Origin of the sequence: Rhizobium sp. GN54, assembly GCF_021026345.1 — a bacterium.
Taxonomy (GTDB): domain Bacteria; phylum Pseudomonadota; class Alphaproteobacteria; order Rhizobiales; family Rhizobiaceae; genus Mycoplana.
Map to the genome: position 1 here is coordinate 366877 of NZ_JAJNCZ010000001.1, position 19485 is coordinate 386361.

Genomic DNA, 19485 nt, shown 5'->3' on the forward strand with positions numbered 1-19485 from the left:
GCCATGGCTGACAAGTCGACGTTCAGTGCCGAGGAATGGAACCAGTTGATGCAGGGCGTGATGGCGGCCGGGATCGCGGTGACCGCAGCCGATCCGAGCGGGCTCTGGGGCATGCTGAAGGAGGGGATGGCCAGCAGCCGCGCCCTGCTCGGAGCCAAGGAGGGGACGGGCGCGACGCCGCTCTCGACGGCGATCGTGGAAGCCTTCGAGCGCTCGGAGGACCGCAATGCCGCCCGCGACGGGCTTTCGGCGACGTTGAAGGGCGCCAAGCCCGACGAGATCAAGACGCGCTGCATCGAGGCGGTGCGGCAGGCGGCGGCGATCGTCGACGCCAAGGCGCCGGCCGACGCGGCAGGCTTCAAGAGCTGGCTGCTGCAGATCAGCCAGAGCGTGGCGGAAGCGGCCAAGGAAGGCGGGTTCATGGGCTTCGGCGGCACGCCGGTGAGCGATGCCGAGAAGGCGACCGTGGCCGAGATATCCGGTGCCCTCAAGGTAGCCTGACGAGAGCCGGGCGGATGCAGGCGCGCGGGCCGGCGCCCGCCCGCCTCATACCAACCTGCACTGATATTGACCGATTGCGTGGGACCGCCTGCGGACGGCGGCTCCGGCGCAATCGGTCAATATCAGTGCAGGTTGGTATTAGCGGCCCATCAGCCGGAAGGGGATGCCCGACGCCAGCGCTGCGACATACTTGCGCTTCTGATAGAGCCCGTTCACCGAGATGCGCGGCAGCGCCGTCGGCGTGTCGAAGCTGCGATGGCTCAGCGTGCCGGGCATGGTGGTCACCGCCAGCTTGAAGCCCGCCTCGGCCGCCAGCCTGTATTCGCGCGGCGTCACCGTGCCGCCGAAGCCATAGGGGAAGGCGAAGGTGAGGGGACGCACGCCGGTGATGCATTCGATGCGCTCGGCCGAGGCCTGCATCTCCTCCAGCGCCTCGTGCTCTTCCAGCCTTGCAAGCGCCCGGTGACTGATCGTGTGCGCGCCGAGCTTGGCGAGCGGGTTCAGTACCAGGCTCTTCAGTTCCGGCTCGCGCATGATCAGCCGTTCGGTGATCAGCAGCGGATCGATCCCGTGCGCCCTGGCCGCCTTGTCGAGGCTCGCCACGCGGCTCGTCTCGTCGCCGGACTGGATGAAGGCGGCAAAGCGTTTGAAGGCCGCGTCCTTCTGCCAGATCGTCGCCAGCGGCAGGGTTACCGGGCCGGAGCCGAAGTCGAACTCGATATGCGGCAGCGCCCGCAAGAGATCGGTCAGCGTCTCCCACCAGATGCTGTGCGTCCGGCAGCAGAAGCCGCCGGTGACGAAGACGGTGAAGGGAACGCGGTGCTCGGTGAAGACCGGCTGGGCATGGACGGCGTTGTTGCGGTAGCCGTCGTCGAGCGTGAAGGCGGCGAAGCGCTCCTCCGGCCGGGCGATCGCCATCCGCGCTTCCATGTGGTGCAGCGGCACGAACTGGTAGCCCTCGGCGGCCAGCAGCGTCAGCGTCTCGTCGAGGAATTCGGGGGTGATTTCGAGGTGGGCGTTCGGATCGAAGGCCTGTTCGGTCTTCGGGCGGACGTGGTGCAGCGTGAAGATCGCGCCGCGCCCGCGCGCCGACGACATCAGCCCGGCCCGCCCGGCCAGGCTCGACAGTTCCAGTCCACCGGCTATGGCCGCATGCTTGAGGCTGCGGCGCATAACATTTTTCAATGTCGGCATCGGCGCTCCCGTAGGCAGATCTCCCAGCCGCCTTTATGGAGCATCATGGTATCCGGACCGTTAACGCTTCGTTGCGGCCTCCGGCGCCTCATGCGGACCCGCTCACGCCTTGGTGCCGCCCACCGTGATCTGGTCCATGCGCAGGTGCGGCTGGCCGACGCCGACGGGGACGCTCTGGCCGGCCTTGCCGCACATGCCGATGCCGGTGTCGAGCTTCGTGTCGTTGCCGACCATGGTCACCCGGCGCATCGCGTCGGGCCCGTTGCCGATGATCATCGCGCCCTTGACCGGCGCGCCGACCTTGCCGTTCTCGATCAGGTAGGCCTCGGTGCAGCCGAACACGAACTTGCCGGAGGTGATGTCCACCTGGCCGCCGCCGAAGGAGACGGCGTAGATGCCGTTCTTCACCGAGGCGATGATCTCGTCCGGCGTCTTGTCGCCGGAGAGCATGTAGGTGTTGGTCATGCGCGGCATCGGCGTGTGGGCATAGGACTGGCGGCGGCCGTTGCCGGTCGCTTCCATGCCCATCAGCCGGGCGTTCTGCCGGTCCTGCATGTAGCCGACGAGCTTGCCGTCCTCGATCAGCACGTTGTAGCCGGACGGCGTGCCCTCGTCGTCGACGGTCAGCGAGCCGCGCCGGCTCTCGATCGTGCCGTCGTCGACCACGGTGACGCCCCTGGCGGCCACCTGCTGGCCGAGCAGGCCCGAAAAGGCCGAGGTCTTCTTCCGGTTGAAGTCGCCCTCCAGCCCGTGGCCGACCGCCTCGTGCAGCATCACGCCGGGCCAGCCGGAGGACAGCACCACGTCCATGGTGCCTGCCGGCGCCTCGATCGCCTCGAGGTTGACGAGCGCCTGGCGCAGCGCCTCGTCGGCGCCCTGCTGCCAGCTCTCGGTCGTCAGGAACTCGCCGAAGCCGCGCCGCCCGCCCATGCCGAAGGAGCCGCTTTCCTGCCGGTCGCCTTCACCGACCACGACGGAGATGCTGACGCGCGTCATCGGCCGGACGTCGGTGACCCGGTGACCGTCGGCGCGCAGGATGTTGACCACCTGCCAGCTGGCGGAGATCGATGCCGTCACCTGCCGGACCTTGGCGTCCTTGCCGCGCAGATAGGCGTCGATATCCTGCAGCAGCGCGACCTTTTCCTCGAAGCCGGGGCTGCCGATCGGGTTTTCTGGGCCGTAGAGCCTGCGGTTCGTACCCTGTGGTGCGGCGGCATAGCTGCCGGCATAGCCGCGGGTGACCGCACCGGCGGCCTCCGAGGCGCGCTTCAGCGCCGCAAGCGACATCTCGCCGGAATGGGCGTAGCCCACGGCCTCGCCGGCGACGGCGCGCAGGCCGAAGCCCTGGTCGGTGTTGAAGCTGCCGCCCTTCAGGCGCCCGTTGTCGAAGGTCAGCGATTCCGCCTGCGCGTGCTCCAGATAGAGCTCGCCGTCGTCCGCGTTCTTCACCGTCTGCGCGAGCACCGCCCGCACTGCCGCCTCGTCGGCATCGAACAGGGAGGTCAGGTCGGTGTTCATGGGCTGCTCCTGGATTGGCAATTGGCAGCTTATGTAGAGGCTCGACCACCGCAGGGCAAGCGATGCGGGTCTGCGGGGCAGGGCGGAAGAAGGAGAGGAGGGGCGGAGGCGGAGCGGTGGCCTCAGGCCGCCGTCACCGTCTCCCGCGCGGCCGCCAGGATCTCGTCCGACAATGCTTCGTCGTTGACGAGGCGAGCCATGACGAGGGCCCCGACCAGGCTGGTGAGATCGGCGATTGCCTTTTTGCGGTCCGGCGCGTCTCCTTGCCGCTGCTGCAGATCCTCCATCCGGGCGATCCGGGCGCGGATGTAGTCAGTGGCCGCCTGCCGCTCCTTCTCCGGCAGCCGCGCCATTTCCGGGCCGAGCGCTGCGATCGCGCAGCCGGCGCCGGCGTGGTCGCGATGTTCAGGGGAAAGATAGGTTCCGGTGAAATCGGAGAGGGTCAGCGTGTCCGGTTCGGCGGCGAGTGCACCCTGCATCGCATCCGCAAGCGCCTGGTCGGCCAGCTCGCTCTTCGACTTGAAATGACCGTAGAAGCCGCCATGCGTCAGCCCGGCGCCGCTCATCACCGCATCGACGCCGACGGCGTGGATTCCGTTCTCGCGGAACAGCCTCGCTGCCGTCTCCAGGATCCGCTTCCTGTTCTCCTTCGCCTGCTCCTTGGTTGGCCGCATGTCATCGTCCTCTGAGATTGCGCTTGACAAATTATATGACGACCGTCATTCATAATCAATACATGACGATCGTCATTTAAAATCGCAACCGTCAGGAAGGATCACGGACATGAGCATGCGCTATCGGATATTTGGCCGCACCGGCCTTCGCGTTTCGCAATTGGCACTGGGCACCGGCAACTTCGGTACCGGCTGGGGCTATGGTGCCGACCGCGACGCGGCAAGGGCCATCTACGACGGCTATCGGACCGCCGGCGGCAACTTCATCGACACCGCCGACCAGTACCAGTTCGGCCAGTCGGAGACGCTGACCGGCGACTTCATCGCCTCAGAGCGCGACGACGTGGTGCTCGCCACCAAGTTCTCGCTCGGCGACAGCCACGGCGCCGGCCTGCAGCGCACCGGCAACAGCCGCAAGGCGATGGTCCAGTCGGTCGAGGCCAGCTTAAAGCGTCTGGGCACCGACCGCATCGATCTCCTCTGGGTGCACATGCCCGACGACGTCACCCCGATCGACGAGATCGCCCGCGGTCTCGACGATCTCGTCCGTAGCGGCAAGATCCTCTATGCCGGCCTGTCGGACTTCCCTGCCTGGCGCGTGGCGACGGCGGCGACGATCGCCGAACTGCGCGGCTGGGCAGCGGTTGCCGCCCTGCAGGTGGAATACAGCCTCGTCGAGCGCACCGTCGAGCGCGAGCTTCTGCCGATGGCATCTGCCTTCGGGCTCGGCACCGTCAGCTGGTCGCCGCTCGGCGGCGGGCTTCTGACCGGAAAGTATCGCAAGGGTGAGCAGGGCAGGGCGCAGGGCCTCGGTGCCGTCATCCATGCCGAGAGCGACGCGCGCAAGACCGCAACCCTCGATGCGGTCCTTGCCGTTGCCGAGGAGACCGGCCTGCCTGCCGGCCAGGTCGCGATCGCCTGGGTGCTGGCAAAAGGCGCGACGCTGCCGATCATCGGTCCGCGCACGCCGGAGCAACTGGAGGACAACCTCGCAGCCCTCGGCGTCCGGCTGACGGAGGCGCAGATCGCCCGCCTGGATGCGGCAAGCGACATCCCGCTGGGTTTCCCCTTCGATGTCGTCGGCAAGACGCGCGGCGTGCTCGCAGGCGGCAAGGCCGACCTGACCGACTGGCCGATCGCTCCGGTGCGCTGACAGTTGCGCCGGCTTCGATAACAAAAAGCGCGGCCGGTTAGGCCGCGCTTTGATTTTTCCTGCCTCGTCGCCGCCGCTTACGGCAGCGCGTCGTAGCCTTCGCCGAAGCCCTTTAGGTCGACGGGGATGCCGATGCCTTCCTCCGGCGTCTGGAAGACGATGAAGGTGGCGGTGGCGCCGGAGCGGAAGGTCTTCAGGAGTTCGTCCTCGAGCACCACTTCGGCATAGCAGCCGTCGGAGAAGCAGCGCACGAAGTAGGCGCGGCCGATGTCCTTGCCGTCGACGTTCAGGCCGAGCCCGTTGGGCAACAGCACGCCGAGCGGGGCCAGCACGCGCAGGATCTTCGCCTTGCGGTCGGCCGTCTTGAGGATGACGACGGAGAGCCCGACCTCGGGACGGTCCTCGGCGATGACGTTCTGCATCAGTGCGCACTGCTCGCCCGAAGCACCGGCCGGCTGGTCGCAGACGATCGACCATGCGCCATGGTTGGCCTTCACCGTGCCCGGCTGCTGGGGCGCCTGCGACAGGGCCGGCGTGCCGGTCGCCAGGATGGCGAGTGCGGCGATTGCGCGGACCGCCCGTGCCAGACGCGAAGGGGAGCGGGAACCCATGAATACCTCGAAATCTCGAATCACACGCGCCATTCTTGAATAGCGCCGGCGAAAATGAAAAGCCCTCCGCCGTCTTTTCCAGTCTATACGGCGGAAATTGGACGCCCACATGCTTTCCGGCGCCTTTGCCATCGGTTCCGCCCGTCCGCACCGCCACGGGCGTGCGTGCAGGGGTGTTCCTGCATCGGTCGCGCGCGTTTTAAGAGACAATCCGGCAAAAATCCGAATGGCTGCGCCGCAGACTTGATTTTGCGCAAAAATGCCGCATGCGCAAAGTCCTGTCGCTGTTGCGGCAAACCGGAAACTATGATTTTAAGCAGTCAGCATAGCGGGGATTCTGCGGCAATCGTTTGATCCCTATCAAACGCTTTGGGGAGATATGACGTGATAAACAAGGTTTTTGCAGCGCTGGCGGCTTTGAGCTGTCTGCTGTTTGGCTCGGGCGCCCTCGCCGACCAGCCGGTCGACTGGCAGAGGGGACTGCAGCCCGCAGCCACCTCCATCATGGAGGAAATTCGCTGGTTCGAGCAGTATACCCTGTGGTTCATCGTTCCGATCACGCTCTTCGTCCTCGTTCTCCTTATCATTATCGTGGTCAAGTTCCGCGAGCGTGCCAATCCGGTTCCCTCGCGCACCAGCCATAACACAACAATCGAGGTGATCTGGACCATCGGCCCGGTCATCATCCTGCTGCTTCTGGCCGTTCCCTCGTTCCAGCTCCTGACCCGGCAGCTCGCCCCGACCGGTGAACCGGAACTGACCGTCAAGGCCACCGGCTACCAGTGGTACTGGGGTTACGAGTACCAGGTCGGCGAAGCCCCGGTCTCGTTCGACAGCCTGCTGCTGCAGGACGGCGACCGCGCCGCACTCGGCAAGGAAGACCGCGCCACCTATCCGCGGCTGCTCGCCGTCGACAACGAAGTCGTCGTTCCCGTCGGCAAGCACGTTCGTCTTCTCGTCACCGGCGCCGACGTGATCCACGCCTTCGCCATGCCGTCCTTCGGCGTCAAGATCGACGCCATCCCGGGCCGCATGAACGAGACCTGGTTCAAGGCCGACCGCGAAGGCCTGTTCTACGGCCAGTGTTCCGAGCTGTGCGGCAAGGACCATGCCTACATGCCGATCGCGATCCGCGTCGTCTCGCAGGAGAAGTTCGACACCTGGCTCGCTGCCGCGGCCACCAATGTCGGCGAGGCCAACAAGGCTCTGATGGCATCCATCGACGGAGAAAAGAAGTCCGTCGACGTCGCCCAGAACGCCGCGCAGTAATTCAAGGGAGAGCCTTCCATGGCCGGAACAACCGCTGCCCACGATGACCACCACGGTCATCACGACCACAAGCCCTCGTTCTTCGTCCGCTGGTTCCTCTCCACGAACCACAAGGACATCGGGACGCTCTATCTGATCTTCGCGATCATCGCCGGCATCATCGGCGGCGCGCTCTCGATCGCCATGCGCGCCGAGCTGCAGGAGCCGGGAATCCAGATCTTCCACGGTCTGGCCCAGATGGTCTACGGCTTCGAAGGCGATGCCGCCATCGACGGCGGCAAGCACATGTTCAACGTGTTCACCACCGCGCACGCCCTCATCATGATCTTCTTCATGGTCATGCCGGCGCTGATCGGCGGCTTTGCCAACTGGATGGTGCCGATCATGATCGGCGCGCCGGACATGGCCTTCCCGCGCATGAACAACATCTCCTTCTGGCTGCTGCCGCCGGCCTTCCTGCTGGTGTTCCTGTCGATGTTCGTCGAAGGTCCGGCAGGCGCCTACGGTGCGGGTGGCGGCTGGACGATCTATCCGCCGTTCTCGACATCAGGCATGCCCGGTCCCGCGATGGACTTCGTCATCCTCGGCCTGCACATCGCCGGCGCCTCGTCGATCCTCGGCGCGATCAACTTCATCACCACGATCCTGAACATGCGCGCTCCCGGCATGACGCTGCACAAGATGCCGCTGTTCGCCTGGTCGGTTCTGATCACCGCCTTCCTGCTTCTGCTCTCGCTGCCGGTTCTGGCAGGCGGCATCACCATGCTGCTCACCGACCGCAACTTCGGCACGGCATTCTTCGCGCCTGAAGGCGGCGGCGACCCGATCCTGTTCCAGCACCTGTTCTGGTTCTTCGGTCACCCGGAAGTGTACATCCTGATCCTGCCGGGCTTCGGCATCGTCAGCCACATCGTCTCGACCTTCTCGCGCAAGCCGATCTTCGGCTATCTCGGCATGGCCTACGCCATGGTGGCGATCGGCGCCGTCGGCTTCATCGTCTGGGCGCACCACATGTACACGGTCGGCCTGTCGCTCGACACGCAGCGCTACTTCGTCTTCGCCACGATGGTCATCGCCATTCCGACCGGCATCAAGATCTTCTCGTGGATCGCGACGATGTGGGGCGGCTCGATCCGCTTCACCACGCCGATGGTCTGGGCGATCGGCTTCATCTTCCTGTTCACCGTCGGCGGCGTCACCGGCGTCCAGCTCGCCAATGCCGGCCTCGACCGTTCGCTGCACGACACCTACTACGTGGTCGCCCACTTCCACTACGTGCTGTCGCTCGGCGCCGTCTTCGCCATCTTCGCCGCCTGGTACTACTGGTTCCCGAAGATGACCGGCTACATGTATTCCGAGTTCCTCGGCAAGCTGCACTTCTGGGTCATGTTCATCGGCGTGAACCTGGTGTTCTTCCCGCAGCATTTCCTCGGCCTCGCCGGCATGCCGCGCCGCTACATCGACTATCCGGATGCCTTCGCCGGCTGGAACATGGTATCGTCCTACGGCTCCTATATCTCGGGCATCGGCGTCCTGATCTTCCTCTACGGCGTCTTCGACGCCTTCGCCATGAAGCGTCTCGCCGGTGACAACCCCTGGGGCGAAGGTGCGAACACGCTGGAATGGCAGCTGTCCTCGCCGCCGCCGTTCCACCAGTGGGAACAGCTTCCGAAGATCAAGTAGGATCCGGATCGAACAAAGAGGCCGCCGTCCCGCGGCGGCCTCGCACCTTGGGGGCCGGATGACCCGGCCAGGAAAAGCGACAGGCAAATGGCAATCATCGATCATCACGAAGCGGCTGTCGACGGCGGGGACCTTGTCCTCTCCGAGGCGACTGCGCGCGATTATTTCGAGCTCCTGAAGCCGCGCGTCATGTCGCTCGTCGTCTTCACCGCCCTTGCCGGCCTGGTGCTGGCGCCCGGCCACATCAACCCGATCATCGGGGTGATTGCCCTGCTCTGCATCGCCGTCGGCGCCGGTGCTTCCGGTGCGCTGAACATGTGGTACGACGCCGACATCGACGCGGTCATGTCGCGCACCGCCAAGCGCCCCATTCCCTCCGGCCGGATCCGTCCGCGCGAGGCGCTCGCCTTCGGGCTGACGCTGTCGGCCTTCTCTGTCGCGATCCTCGGGCTTGCGGTGAACTGGCTGTCGGCCGGCCTTCTCGCCTTCACCATCTTCTTCTACGCCGTCATCTACACGATGTGGCTGAAGCGCTCGACGCCGCAGAACATTGTCATCGGCGGAGCCGCCGGCGCCTTCCCGCCGATGATCGGCTGGGCCTGCGTCACCGGCGGCGTCTCGGTCGAGAGCATCGTCCTGTTCCTGATCACCTTCCTCTGGACGCCGGCCCATTTCTGGGCGCTGGCGCTGTTCAAGATGAAGGACTATGCCGACGTCGGCGTGCCGATGCTGCCCAACGTCGCCGGCGAGAAGACGACCAAGCACCAGATCATGATCTATGCCGTGCTGACGGCGATCATCTCCGTCGTGCCGAGCTGTCTTGGCTTTGCCAGCCTCGGCTACGGGATCTTCGCCGCCGCCATGGGCGCCGCCTTCGTCTGGTACTCGGTCGGCGTGCTGCGCATGCCGGAGGGCGACCGCGCCATGGTCCCGGCGAAGAAGCTCTTCGCCTATTCGATCTTCTACCTCTTCGCCATCTTCGCCGGCCTGATGATCGATCGCGCCCTGATGGCCGCAGGATGGAGCCTCTGATGGAAATGGTCACCCTGAGCGACAAGCAGAAGAAGTCGCGGCGCGGCCGCAACATCGCGCTTGCCGTCGTGCTCGCGGCTCTGGTCGCACTCTTCTACGTCATCACGCTGGTGAAGATCGCCGGCGGAATGGTGGGCTGAGACATGGCAAGCAACGAGACGGGCGGGACGAAGAAGTCGGGCAACGGGACGGTCGTCGCGGTGTGCCTGACCTTCGTCGTCGGCATGCTCGGCATGGCCTATGCCGCCGTGCCGCTCTACGAGATGTTCTGCAAGGTGACGGGTTATGGCGGCACGACGCAGCGCGTCGAGCAGGCCTCCTCCGTCATCCTGGACAAGACGATCAAGGTCCGCTTCGACGCCAATACCGGCCCGGGCCTGCCCTGGGCCTTCGAGCCGGTGCAGCGCGAGATCGAGCTGAAGATCGGCGAGACGGTCATGGTGAACTACCGTGCCCGCAACAATTCGACGGTCGCGACGACCGGGCAGGCGACCTTCAACGTCACGCCTGAGGCGACCGGCGCCTATTTCAACAAGGTGCAGTGCTTCTGCTTCACCGAGACGACGCTGGAGCCCGGCGAGGAGATGGAAATGCCGGTCCTCTTCTTCGTCGATCCGGCGATCGTCGAGCCGGTGGAGACGAAGAACGTCCACACGATAACGCTTTCCTATACCTTCTTCCCGCATGAGAGGACGAAGCCCGTGGCTTCGGTGACGGATGCGGGCGGCAAGGATACGGACAAGCTCTAGGAGACAAGCGTTTCCGGCGGCAACGCCGGAAGCGACAATGGAGACATTCGGGGATGACTGACATGGCGGATGCGCATCAGAAGAATCACGACTACCACATCATAGATCCGAGCCCGTGGCCGCTCCTGTCGTCGATCGGCGCCTTCGTGCTTGCGCTCGGCGGCATCGTCTACATGCGCTATCACGCCGGCGGTTCGCTGAAGCTGTTCGGCATCGAGATGGCCAACCCCTGGATCATGATCATCGGGCTGGCGATCACGCTCTATGCCATGTTCGGCTGGTGGGCGGACACGATCAAGGAAGGCAACGAGGGTCACCACACCCGTGTCGTCTCCCTGCACCTGCGCTACGGCATGATCATGTTCATCGCCTCGGAGGTGATGTTCTTCGTGGCCTGGTTCTGGGCCTTCTTCGACGCCAGCCTGTTCCCCGGCGAAGCCATCCAGGCGACCCGCGTGGAGCACACCGGCGGCGTCTGGCCGCCGCAGGGCATCGAGGTCCTCGATCCCTGGCACCTGCCGCTCTACAACACCGTCATCCTGCTGCTCTCGGGCACCTGCGTGACCTGGGCGCACCACGCGATCCTGCACAACGACCGCAAGGGCCTGGTCAACGGCCTGACGCTGACCGTGCTGCTCGGCCTGCTCTTCTCCTTCGTGCAGATCTACGAATACATGCACGCGCCGTTCGCCTTCAAGGATTCGATCTACGGCGCGACATTCTTCATGGCGACCGGCTTCCACGGCTTCCACGTCTTCGTCGGCACGGTCTTCCTGCTGGTCTGCCTGCTTCGCGCCATCAACGGTGCGTTTACGCCCAAGCAGCATTTCGGCCTCGAAGCCGCCGCTTGGTACTGGCATTTCGTCGACGTGGTCTGGCTCTTCCTCTTCTTCGCCATCTACATCTGGGGCGGATGGGGCGCACCGGTCGCCCATATGTGAGGGCGTGATGCGATCGAACGTGACGGCCGCAGCAATGCGGCCGTTTTCGTATTCGCGGACCGTTGACAGACGACCGCAATGGAGCGTGACATGAATGAAGACAAGGCCCTCTATCCGCCCGTCGACCCGGTTTCGACCGGACTGCGCGGCCATTGCCCCCGGTGCGGGCAGGGCAAGCTCTTCGACGGCTATCTGAAGCTGAAGCCGCGATGCGCCGCCTGCGGGCTGGACTATTCCTTCATCGATGCCGGCGACGGGCCTGTCGTGTTCGTGCTCTTGATCGTCGGCTTCGTCGTCGTCGGCACGGCACTGTGGATGGAGGTCAGCTACAGCCCGCCGCTCTGGCTGCATTTCATCCTGTGGATCCCGCTCGCCATCGCTTTCGGTCTGGCGCTGACGCGCATGCTCAAGGGCGTGCTGATCGCGCTGCAGTACAGGAACAACGCCCGCCCCGGCGAGATCGACCGCCGAACCGATCACGAGGGCGACCGTGGCTGAGCCGGTGCGGCAGCCCGGCCGCCGCCCGCTCCAGGCGGTCCTTTCCGGCCTCGTCCTTCTGGCCGCGCTCGCCGTGCTCCTGTCGCTCGGCACCTGGCAGATGCAGCGGCTCGCCTGGAAGGAGAAGCTGCTCGCCGACATCGCCGAGCGGCGCACCGAGGCCGCCGTTCCGCTCTCTGCCATCGAGGCGATGAAGGCAGGCGGCGCCGATATCGAATACCGCCCCGTGACCGTGACCGGCACCTTCGAGAACGACCGGGAACGCCATTTCCTGGCGACACACGAAGGGCGATCCGGCTATCACGTCTACACGCCGCTGCGCCTTGCCGACGGCCGCGCCGTCTTCGTCAACCGCGGCTTCGTTCCCTATGACCTGAAGGCGCCCGCGACGCGGCCGGACGGGCAGGCGGCGGGCGAGCGGACCGTCACCGGGCTTGCCCGCGACAGGTTGGTAGGCAAGCCGTCCTCGCTCGTCCCCGACAACGATCTTGCCAAGAACGTGTTCTACTGGAAGGACCTCGACGCCATGGCGGCGAGCGCGGGTGTCGCGCCCGAAACCCTCGTGCCCTTCTTCGTCGATGCCGACGCCACGCCCAATCCGGGCGGCTTTCCCATGGGCGGGGTGACCCAGTTCGACCTGCCCAACAATCATCTGCAATACGCATTGACGTGGTACGGACTGGCATTGGCGCTGGTGGGGGTCGCGGGGCTCTATGCCTGGCGGTCGCGGCGCTGAGGGGCCGGGTGGCGGCTTGGCGCTTTCATCGACGTCAATTTGTGATAAATGCCAGTGGCTTCGCAAAGATGCGAATGACGGCTGGCGGCAAGGCCCGCGGGCACCTACATCAATCAGACACCGGTGACATCCTGACATGGCTTCTTCGACTGCCCTCTCTCCCCTGACGATCCGCCTGTGCGGCCCGCGCGGCTTCTGCGCCGGCGTCGACCGGGCGATCCAGATCGTCGTGCTGGCGCTGAAGGCCTATGGGGCGCCGGTCTATGTCCGCCACGAGATCGTGCACAACCGCTACGTCGTCGAGGGGCTGGAGGCGAAGGGCGCGATCTTTGTCGAGGAACTGGACGAGATCCCCGAGGAGCACCGCGCCCAGCCGGTCGTCTTCTCCGCCCATGGCGTGCCGAAATCGGTGCCCGAGGATGCCGTCTCCCGCAATCTTTTCTACCTCGACGCCACCTGCCCGCTGGTCTCCAAGGTGCACAAGCAGGCCATGCGCCACCAGCGCCTCGGTCGCCATGTCATCCTGATCGGCCATGCCGGCCATCCCGAGGTGATCGGCACGATGGGGCAACTGCCGGAAGGCACCGTCTCGCTCGTCGAGACGATCGAGGATGCCGACGTCTACGTGCCGGCCGATCCCGACAATCTCGGCTTCGTCACCCAGACCACCCTGTCGGTGGACGACACGGCCGGCGTGATCGCGCGGCTGAAGGAGCGCTTTCCCAACCTGACGGCGCCGGCGGCCGATTCGATCTGCTACGCCACCACCAACCGGCAGGAGGCGGTCAAGCAGGCAGCCCCCGGCTGCGACCTCTTCCTCATCGTCGGCGCACCGAATTCGTCCAATTCCAAGCGCCTCGTCGAGGTCGCACTCAGGGCAGGGGCCAGAAAGTCGTTGCTTGTCCAGCGCGCGTCCGAAATCGACTGGAACGGGCTGGGCGAAATCCGTACCGTTGGCCTGTCGGCGGGTGCTTCGGCCCCCGAAGTTATCGTCGACGAGATCATCGAGGCCTTCCGCGCCCGCTACGACACCACGGTCGAACTGGCCGACACGGTGGAGGAGACGGAGAATTTCCTCGTGAACCGCGAACTGCGCAACGTCGAACTGACGACGGCCGACATGGCCTTCGTCAACGGCGAATAGGATGGGGTTAGTGGGAGCTGATTCTGACTTCACGTCTTGGCAATGGATGCTCTTCCTCGCCAACGCAACTGTGGCTCTGGTCATGACATGCGCGTTTGTCGTCGCGATCGGTGGCACTCAGTATCTGTTCTTCAAAGGCTTGGTTCGACGCTTCATGGCCGGCGGATCAACACAACGCTGGGGGGAGAGCGAGGCACAGAAACTGGAGGCGACGTTCAGTCCGCTCATCGACGCGCAGACGGCGACGGCTCGAAAGCGAATCTGGACAGCTTGGAAATTTTTCTTTGCATGCTTCTTCTACTTCATAGCCGTAGTCTTCATCTCGGTCTTATTGGAAAGGTAGGGTGCTGCTCACGATTCCAAGCGTTTGCTTGCGCAATCAGCCGATAGGAAATTTGGCAATGTCACTGGCCGGTGACTTGCCTGGAATGTAAAGGGAAATGGCTCGTTGGCAGTCTATACCGATATCACCGAGGACGACCTCGCCCGCTTCCTGACCGACTACGAGGTGGGGACGCTGCTCTCGTACAAGGGCATCGCCGAGGGCGTCGAGAATTCCAATTTCCTGCTGCACACGACCAAGGGCGCCTTCATCCTGACGCTCTACGAAAAGCGCGTCGATCCGAAGGACCTGCCGTTCTTCCTCGGCCTGATGCATCATCTGGCCGATCGCGGCCTGAGCTGCCCGCTGCCGCTGTCGCGCAAGGACGGCGCGTTGCTGGGCGAGCTTTCCGGCCGGCCCGCCGCCATGATCACCTTTCTCGAGGGCATGTGGCTGCGCAAGCCGGCGGCGAAGCACTGCCGCGAGGTCGGCCGGGCGCTGGCGGAGATGCATGTCGCGGGCGCGGGCTTCCAGCTCACCCGCAGGAATGCGCTCTCCGTCGACGGCTGGCGGCCGCTCTGGGACAAGTCCGCCGCCCGCGCCGACGAGGTCGAGCCAGGCCTGCAGGACGAGATTGCCGAGGAACTGGCCTTCCTCGAAAGCCACTGGCCGAAGACGCTGCCCCACGGCGTCATCCATGCCGATCTCTTCCCCGACAACGTCTTCTTCATCGGCGATCAGCTCTCCGGCCTGATCGATTTCTACTTCGCCTGCAACGACACCTTTGCCTATGACGTCTCCATCTGCCTCAACGCCTGGTGCTTCGAGAAGGACGGCTCGTTCAACCTGACCAAGGGCATGGCGCTGCTGGATGGCTACGAGCAGGTGCGGCCGCTGAACGGCGCAGAACTGCGCTCGCTGCCGCTGCTCGCCCGCGGCTCGGCGCTGCGCTTCTTCCTCACGCGCCTCTACGACTGGCTGACGACACCGCCGGGCGCGCTCGTCGTGAAGAAGGATCCGCTCGAATACCTGAGGAAGCTGCGCTTCCATCGCCAGGTGAAGTCGGCGGAAGAATACGGCCTTGTGCGATGACGGTGCACAGATGAAGCATGTCGATATTTTCACCGACGGGGCCTGCTCGGGCAATCCGGGGCCGGGCGGCTGGGGTGCGGTGCTGCGCTATGGCGAGGTCGAGAAGGAGCTCTCCGGCGGCGAGCCGCAGACGACCAACAACCGCATGGAGCTTCTGGCCGCGATCTCCGCGCTCGACGCTCTCAAGGCGCCCTGCGAGGTCGATCTCTACACGGACTCCAAATACGTCATGGACGGCATCGAGAAGTGGATCCACGGCTGGAAGAAGAACGGCTGGAAGACAGCCGACAAGAAGCCGGTCAAGAACGGCGAGCTCTGGCAGGCCCTCGACGAAGCCCGCCGCCGCCACAAGGTGACGCTGCACTGGGTCAAGGGCCACGCCGGCCACCCGGAAAACGAACGGGCCGACGAACTCGCGCGCATGGGCATGGAGCCGTTCAAGAAGCGGTGAGAGCGCACGATGTTTGACCTCGAAGCATGCGCGGAGAGTGCCCGGTCAGGCCGGCTGCAGTGTTGGGTGCTGGACTATCTTGCAAGCGGCTACTGGGCGAACCATGGGCTTCGCGACGGGCTCCTGCTTCAGGAGCGCCATTGGATCGGTCCCGTCTCCCTGGAGCTTTCACGGCTGGAGCGCTGTTGCGGACCGGAGGCCGGAATGGCCTATCGTGTCCCCGGCGATGTGTGGAGCGAGCGGATCGACGTCATTTCCGACGGCCTCGTCGATGCGGAAAGCTTGCCGCCCCTGATCGTCGAATGGCAAGGGGGGCGTCTTCTTGTCCGCGACGGAAACCACCGCCATGCCGCGATGAAGTTGAAGGGCTGGACGTCCTGTTTCGCCGTCATCTGGTGCAATCGCGAAGAAGACTACCGGGCGGCGCTTTCGCATATTGCCTAACGGTCGAAACGAGAATGGGGGACCGGTCGCTCCCGCCGCGTGACGCATCTTGCGTCTTTCGCGGCAGGAGGAATTTTACCGCCAGATGAGCTCGGTTTTTAGAGCTGCCCGATCATCGCCGCCGCCGCCGAGACGGTCGCCTGGCCGGGGCTTTCCTCGATGTTGAGCGTCTTGACCACGCCGTCCTCGACCAGCATCGAGTAGCGCTTGGAGCGCACGCCGAGGCCGTTGGGGGTGAGGTCGATGTCGAGGCCGACAGCCTTGGCGAACTGGGCGCTGCCGTCGGCGAGGAAGCGGATCTTGCCGAGGCCGCCGGTCTCCTTGGCCCATGCGGTCATGACGAACGGGTCGTTGACGGCGATGACGGCGATCTCGTCTACGCCCTTGGCGAGGATCGCGTCGCGGTTCTCCAGATAGCCGGGCAGGTGGTTCAGCGAGCAGGTCGGCGTGAACGCGCCGGGAACGGCGAAGAGCACGACGCGCTTGCCCTTGAACAGATCGCCGGTCGAGACCTCCGCCGGGCCGTCCGCGGTCGGTTCCTTGAGCTTCAGGTCGGGCAGTTTCTCTCCTACGGCAATCGTCACGATCGTTCTCCTTGGCTTGTCTTCGCCGCGCGAATTGCGCCGGCGGTCGGCCGCGGATAATAGGCGCTGGTCAGTCGATGACAAGCGGCATTTCCATCGCCCGGCCGCCGCTCTCGGCGGTGAAGAGAAGGGCAGCGTCATCGAGGCTGGCCGCCTTCGGCTTGTGCCGCAGCGGGACGTCAACGCGGTAGGACTCGCCGCTGCGCACCGGTGCCGCCCCGGTCTCGAACTGGAAGCCCTCCGGCCCGGAAACGAACACCTGCAGCGGCTTCTCCGCCGAAGGCTCCGGCGCGGTGAAGGTGACGGAAAGGGCGCTGCCCTCGGTGTTCCAGCGGGCCTCTGTGACGGCGAAGTCGGGCGAGGCAGCCGCCGGCAGGGCAGCCTCGGCAGCCGCCGCCATCGCGGCCTCGATCGGGTTGGCGACGGACACCTTGGCCATGTCCACCGAAAGCTCCGCCTGCAGCGGGATGCAGATGTTCTCGCAGACGCCGAGGAAGACCGAGGCCGTGATGCGATCGCCCTGCGTCGCCTGCTGCCGCTTCAGCGTCAGCGGCAGGGCGAGCGAGCGGTCGTAGCCGGTATAGGCGGTGAAGCCGTCGGAAAAGCGCTTGGGCAGGGGAAAGCGGATCGCCTCCACGACCAGCCCGCTCTCCGGCGCCATCGTGACCGTCGGCGAGATCCCGCTCTCGCCCGGATCGCGCCAGTAGGTCTTCCAGCCCGGCTGCAGCTCGATGTCGAGGAGGGCGGGAATGCGCCCGTCCGCCTCCTCCGGCAGCACGATCAGCCTGACGCGGCCGCCCTCCGTCTCCGCCCAGGGTGAGGTTGCAGCCGAGCCCGCCCCCGGCGAGATCGCCAGCAGCGCGAGGGCAAGGAGAGGGAAGCGAAAGCCTGTCTGAAAACCTGTCATGGGATCACGATCTATGCGTTCACGGCGGCGATTGCGTGGCTCCGGCCGGCCTTTTCGAAGATGCTCACTTGAATGGTGAAGCCGCTGTCCCAGTTCTTTACAATGTTCCTCCCGCAGCGTCGAACAAAAGCGTCGGAGCGACCAGAAGGCGCTTTTCATTTCGGTGCGAATTGATAGGCTGTTTGCATTATGGCGATGTCGGTCCTGAAAAACAGACGAGAACGGGGCTTTCTTGACGGTCAATTCCTGATCGCCATGCCGGGCATGCTCGACAAGAATTTCGAGCGCACCGTCGTCTATATCTGCGCCCATTCCGACGACGGGGCCATGGGCTTCGTCATCAACCGCCCGCAGCAGATGAGCTTCACCGACGTCCTGCTGCACCTCCAGCTGGTCGAGGAGGACGAGGTGATCCGCCTGCCGTCACGCACCATCGATTTCCCAATCCGCTCCGGCGGCCCGGTCGAGAGCGGCAGGGGCTTCGTGCTCCACTCAGACGACTATTCGTCCGAATCCAGCATCCCGGTCAGCGACGATATGAGCCTGACGGCCACCCTCGACATCGTCCGCGCCATTTCGCGCGGCGAGGGGCCGAAACGCGGGCTGCTGATGCTCGGCTATGCCGGCTGGGGCGCCGGGCAGCTGGAGAACGAGATCGTCTCCAACGGCTGGCTGACCTGCCCGGCATCCGAAGACCTGATCTTCGACACGCCGGTCGAGGCGAAGTACGACCGTGCGCTCGCGCTGATGGGCGTCACCCCGGCCATGCTGTCCATGGAAGCCGGGCACGCCTGAGCGTCTTGCGCGCCTCCGGGCTCCCAAGGCGTTCCCGGTTCGCCGCGGCGGAACCTGTCCGGTCGATGGGCGCTGTGCGCGGACCCTTTCCGACAGCAATCGTGCCCGGAGGTCGCCATGCGTCTCTTCCAATGTGAATCCTGCGGGCAGACCCTGCATTTCGGCAATCGCGCCTGCGTGCGCTGCGGCTCCCGGCTCGGCTTCGATGTCGGCGACATGCGCCTCCATGCGCTGGCGCCGATGGCGGAGGAGGGGACATGGGAGATCGAGGGCCGCGCGGGCCAGGGCTTCCGCTTCTGCGACAATGCCGCAATCGACGTCTGCAACTGGCTGGTGCCGGTCGAGAGCGGCGACGCCTTCTGCGCCGTCTGCATCCATAACCGCATCGTGCCGACCACCGATCCGGTCGGGCTGGAGCGCTGGCGGCGGATCTCGGCCGCACAGCACCACCTGTTCTATTCGCTGCTGCGCTGGAACCTGCCGCATCCGACCCGCGAGCAGCAGCCCGACGGCGGGCTGGTCTTCGACTTCCTCGCCGACGATGTCGATGCGAACGGCAATGTCGTGCCGGCGATGACCGGCCACGAGGACGGACTGATCAGCCTCAGGGCGGCGGAGGCCGACGACGACGTGCGCGAAGCCGTGCGCGTCGCCATGGACGAGCGCTACCGTTCGCTGCTCGGCCATCTGCGACACGAGATCGGCCATTTCTACTGGGGCCAGCTTCTTGCCGACGAGGCCGACCTCGCGCGCGCCCGCGAACTCTTCGGCGACGAGCGCGAGGACTATGGCGCGGCACTCGAGCGTCATTACCAGGCCGGCCCGCCGCCCGACTGGCAGCAGCGCTTCATCAGCACCTATGCCAGCGCGCATGCGGCGGAAGACTTCGCCGAATGCTGGGCGCACTATCTGCACATCGTCGATACGCTGGAGACGGCCCGCGCCTTCGGGCTCAATACGGATCCGCGGGGAGGGAACGACGAACTGGAGGCGACGGTCGATTTCGACCCCTATCGCGTCATCAGCGCCGACCGGCTGGTCGATGCCTGGATCCCGCTCAGCGTCGCCGTCAACGAGATCCAGCGCTCCATGGGACAGCCGGACAGCTATCCCTTCGTTCTCTCCCAGCCGGTGGTCGAGAAGCTGGAATTCATCCGCGGCATCGTCGCCAGGGCGCACCGCTGACC

Annotated in this window: 23 protein-coding genes; 17 read left to right on the plus strand and 6 right to left on the minus strand. The window is 65.3% G+C overall.

Translation table 11 applies throughout. From position 1 onward, the window contains the following. The first annotated feature begins 3 nt into the window (after positions 1-3). The gene (locus LQK81_RS01725; RefSeq protein WP_230802948.1) at positions 4-501 is read left to right on the plus strand and encodes a hypothetical protein; all 498 of its coding nucleotides are present in this window, start codon (positions 4-6) and stop codon (positions 499-501) included. Between the two features lie 138 nt (positions 502-639). On the opposite strand, the gene LQK81_RS01730 is transcribed toward LQK81_RS01725, so the two are convergent. The 3 genes from LQK81_RS01730 to LQK81_RS01740 all read right to left on the minus strand — a co-directional run bounded on the left by LQK81_RS01730 (position 640) and on the right by LQK81_RS01740 (position 3887). Then, positions 640-1695: a polysaccharide deacetylase family protein gene (locus LQK81_RS01730; protein ID WP_230802949.1), complete on the minus strand. Its 1056-nt coding sequence runs from the start codon at positions 1693-1695 to the stop codon at positions 640-642. Positions 1696-1797: 102 nt separating this feature from the next. After that, positions 1798-3213 (minus strand): metalloprotease TldD, encoded by a 1416-nt coding sequence (tldD, locus tag LQK81_RS01735; RefSeq protein ID WP_230802950.1) that lies wholly within the window; start codon positions 3211-3213, stop codon positions 1798-1800. Positions 3214-3335: 122 nt separating this feature from the next. Then, on the minus strand, positions 3336-3887 hold the full coding sequence (locus tag LQK81_RS01740; protein WP_230802951.1) for a TetR/AcrR family transcriptional regulator: 552 nt from the start codon (positions 3885-3887) through the stop codon (positions 3336-3338). Positions 3888-4002: 115 nt separating this feature from the next. Between LQK81_RS01740 and LQK81_RS01745 the strand changes: the two genes are divergently transcribed. After that, positions 4003-5040, plus strand: a complete 1038-nt coding sequence (locus tag LQK81_RS01745) for an aldo/keto reductase (protein WP_230804371.1) — start codon at positions 4003-4005, stop codon at positions 5038-5040. A 77-nt stretch (positions 5041-5117) separates the two neighbouring features. On the opposite strand, the gene LQK81_RS01750 is transcribed toward LQK81_RS01745, so the two are convergent. After that, positions 5118-5651 carry an invasion associated locus B family protein gene (locus LQK81_RS01750; RefSeq protein ID WP_230802952.1) on the minus strand — a complete coding sequence of 178 codons (534 nt, stop codon included), beginning with the start codon at positions 5649-5651 and terminating at the stop codon, positions 5118-5120. Positions 5652-6035: 384 nt separating this feature from the next. On the opposite strand from LQK81_RS01750, the gene coxB reads away from it, so the two are divergent. The 13 genes from coxB to LQK81_RS01815 all read left to right on the plus strand — a co-directional run bounded on the left by coxB (position 6036) and on the right by LQK81_RS01815 (position 16012). Next, the gene (gene coxB / locus LQK81_RS01755; protein ID WP_230802953.1) at positions 6036-6920 is read left to right on the plus strand and encodes a cytochrome c oxidase subunit II; all 885 of its coding nucleotides are present in this window, start codon (positions 6036-6038) and stop codon (positions 6918-6920) included. 18 nt (positions 6921-6938) lie between these two features. Then, positions 6939-8603, plus strand: a complete 1665-nt coding sequence (gene ctaD, locus LQK81_RS01760; protein WP_230802954.1) for a cytochrome c oxidase subunit I — start codon at positions 6939-6941, stop codon at positions 8601-8603. 87 nt (positions 8604-8690) lie between these two features. Further along, positions 8691-9635 (plus strand): heme o synthase, encoded by a 945-nt coding sequence (locus LQK81_RS01765; RefSeq protein WP_230802955.1) that lies wholly within the window; start codon positions 8691-8693, stop codon positions 9633-9635. Then, the gene (locus LQK81_RS01770; protein WP_230802956.1) at positions 9635-9775 is read left to right on the plus strand and encodes a hypothetical protein; all 141 of its coding nucleotides are present in this window, start codon (positions 9635-9637) and stop codon (positions 9773-9775) included. The genes LQK81_RS01765 and LQK81_RS01770 overlap by 1 nt, the downstream gene beginning before the upstream one ends. A gap of 3 nt (positions 9776-9778) precedes the next feature. Continuing rightward, entirely contained in the window at positions 9779-10384 is a 606-nt protein-coding gene (locus tag LQK81_RS01775; protein WP_230802957.1) for a cytochrome c oxidase assembly protein, read from the plus strand. Positions 10385-10446: 62 nt separating this feature from the next. Beyond that, positions 10447-11325 (plus strand): cytochrome c oxidase subunit 3, encoded by an 879-nt coding sequence (locus tag LQK81_RS01780; protein ID WP_230804373.1) that lies wholly within the window; start codon positions 10447-10449, stop codon positions 11323-11325. A 90-nt stretch (positions 11326-11415) separates the two neighbouring features. Beyond that, entirely contained in the window at positions 11416-11823 is a 408-nt protein-coding gene (locus LQK81_RS01785) for a DUF983 domain-containing protein (RefSeq protein ID WP_230802958.1), read from the plus strand. After that, positions 11816-12559 carry an SURF1 family protein gene (locus tag LQK81_RS01790; protein ID WP_230802959.1) on the plus strand — a complete coding sequence of 248 codons (744 nt, stop codon included), beginning with the start codon at positions 11816-11818 and terminating at the stop codon, positions 12557-12559. Before LQK81_RS01785 ends, LQK81_RS01790 begins: the two co-directional genes overlap by 8 nt. A gap of 136 nt (positions 12560-12695) precedes the next feature. Then, a complete protein-coding gene (gene ispH / locus LQK81_RS01795) occupies positions 12696-13703 on the plus strand; it encodes a 4-hydroxy-3-methylbut-2-enyl diphosphate reductase (protein ID WP_230802960.1) in 1008 nt (335 codons plus the stop codon). A gap of 10 nt (positions 13704-13713) precedes the next feature. Beyond that, a complete protein-coding gene (locus tag LQK81_RS01800; RefSeq protein WP_230802961.1) occupies positions 13714-14046 on the plus strand; it encodes a hypothetical protein in 333 nt (110 codons plus the stop codon). A gap of 105 nt (positions 14047-14151) precedes the next feature. Next, a complete protein-coding gene (locus LQK81_RS01805) occupies positions 14152-15117 on the plus strand; it encodes a homoserine kinase (protein WP_230802962.1) in 966 nt (321 codons plus the stop codon). 10 nt (positions 15118-15127) lie between these two features. Next, positions 15128-15568: a ribonuclease HI gene (rnhA, locus tag LQK81_RS01810; RefSeq protein WP_112615298.1), complete on the plus strand. Its 441-nt coding sequence runs from the start codon at positions 15128-15130 to the stop codon at positions 15566-15568. Between the two features lie 66 nt (positions 15569-15634). Then, positions 15635-16012, plus strand: coding sequence for a hypothetical protein (locus tag LQK81_RS01815; RefSeq protein ID WP_230802963.1), 378 nt, complete (start codon positions 15635-15637; stop codon positions 16010-16012). Positions 16013-16110: 98 nt separating this feature from the next. Here the strand turns inward: LQK81_RS01815 and LQK81_RS01820 are convergent, their stop codons facing one another. Next, on the minus strand, positions 16111-16596 hold the full coding sequence (locus LQK81_RS01820; RefSeq protein ID WP_230802964.1) for a peroxiredoxin: 486 nt from the start codon (positions 16594-16596) through the stop codon (positions 16111-16113). A gap of 70 nt (positions 16597-16666) precedes the next feature. Then, positions 16667-17503: a protein-disulfide reductase DsbD domain-containing protein gene (locus tag LQK81_RS01825; protein WP_230802965.1), complete on the minus strand. Its 837-nt coding sequence runs from the start codon at positions 17501-17503 to the stop codon at positions 16667-16669. Between the two features lie 189 nt (positions 17504-17692). Here LQK81_RS01825 and LQK81_RS01830 point away from each other — a divergent pair, with 189 nt between their 5' ends. Together LQK81_RS01830 and LQK81_RS01835 are read left to right on the plus strand one after the other, a co-directional pair. After that, positions 17693-18298: a YqgE/AlgH family protein gene (locus tag LQK81_RS01830; RefSeq protein WP_230802966.1), complete on the plus strand. Its 606-nt coding sequence runs from the start codon at positions 17693-17695 to the stop codon at positions 18296-18298. A 117-nt stretch (positions 18299-18415) separates the two neighbouring features. Further along, on the plus strand, positions 18416-19483 hold the full coding sequence (locus LQK81_RS01835) for a zinc-binding metallopeptidase family protein (protein WP_230802967.1): 1068 nt from the start codon (positions 18416-18418) through the stop codon (positions 19481-19483). Positions 19484-19485 lie beyond the last annotated feature (2 nt).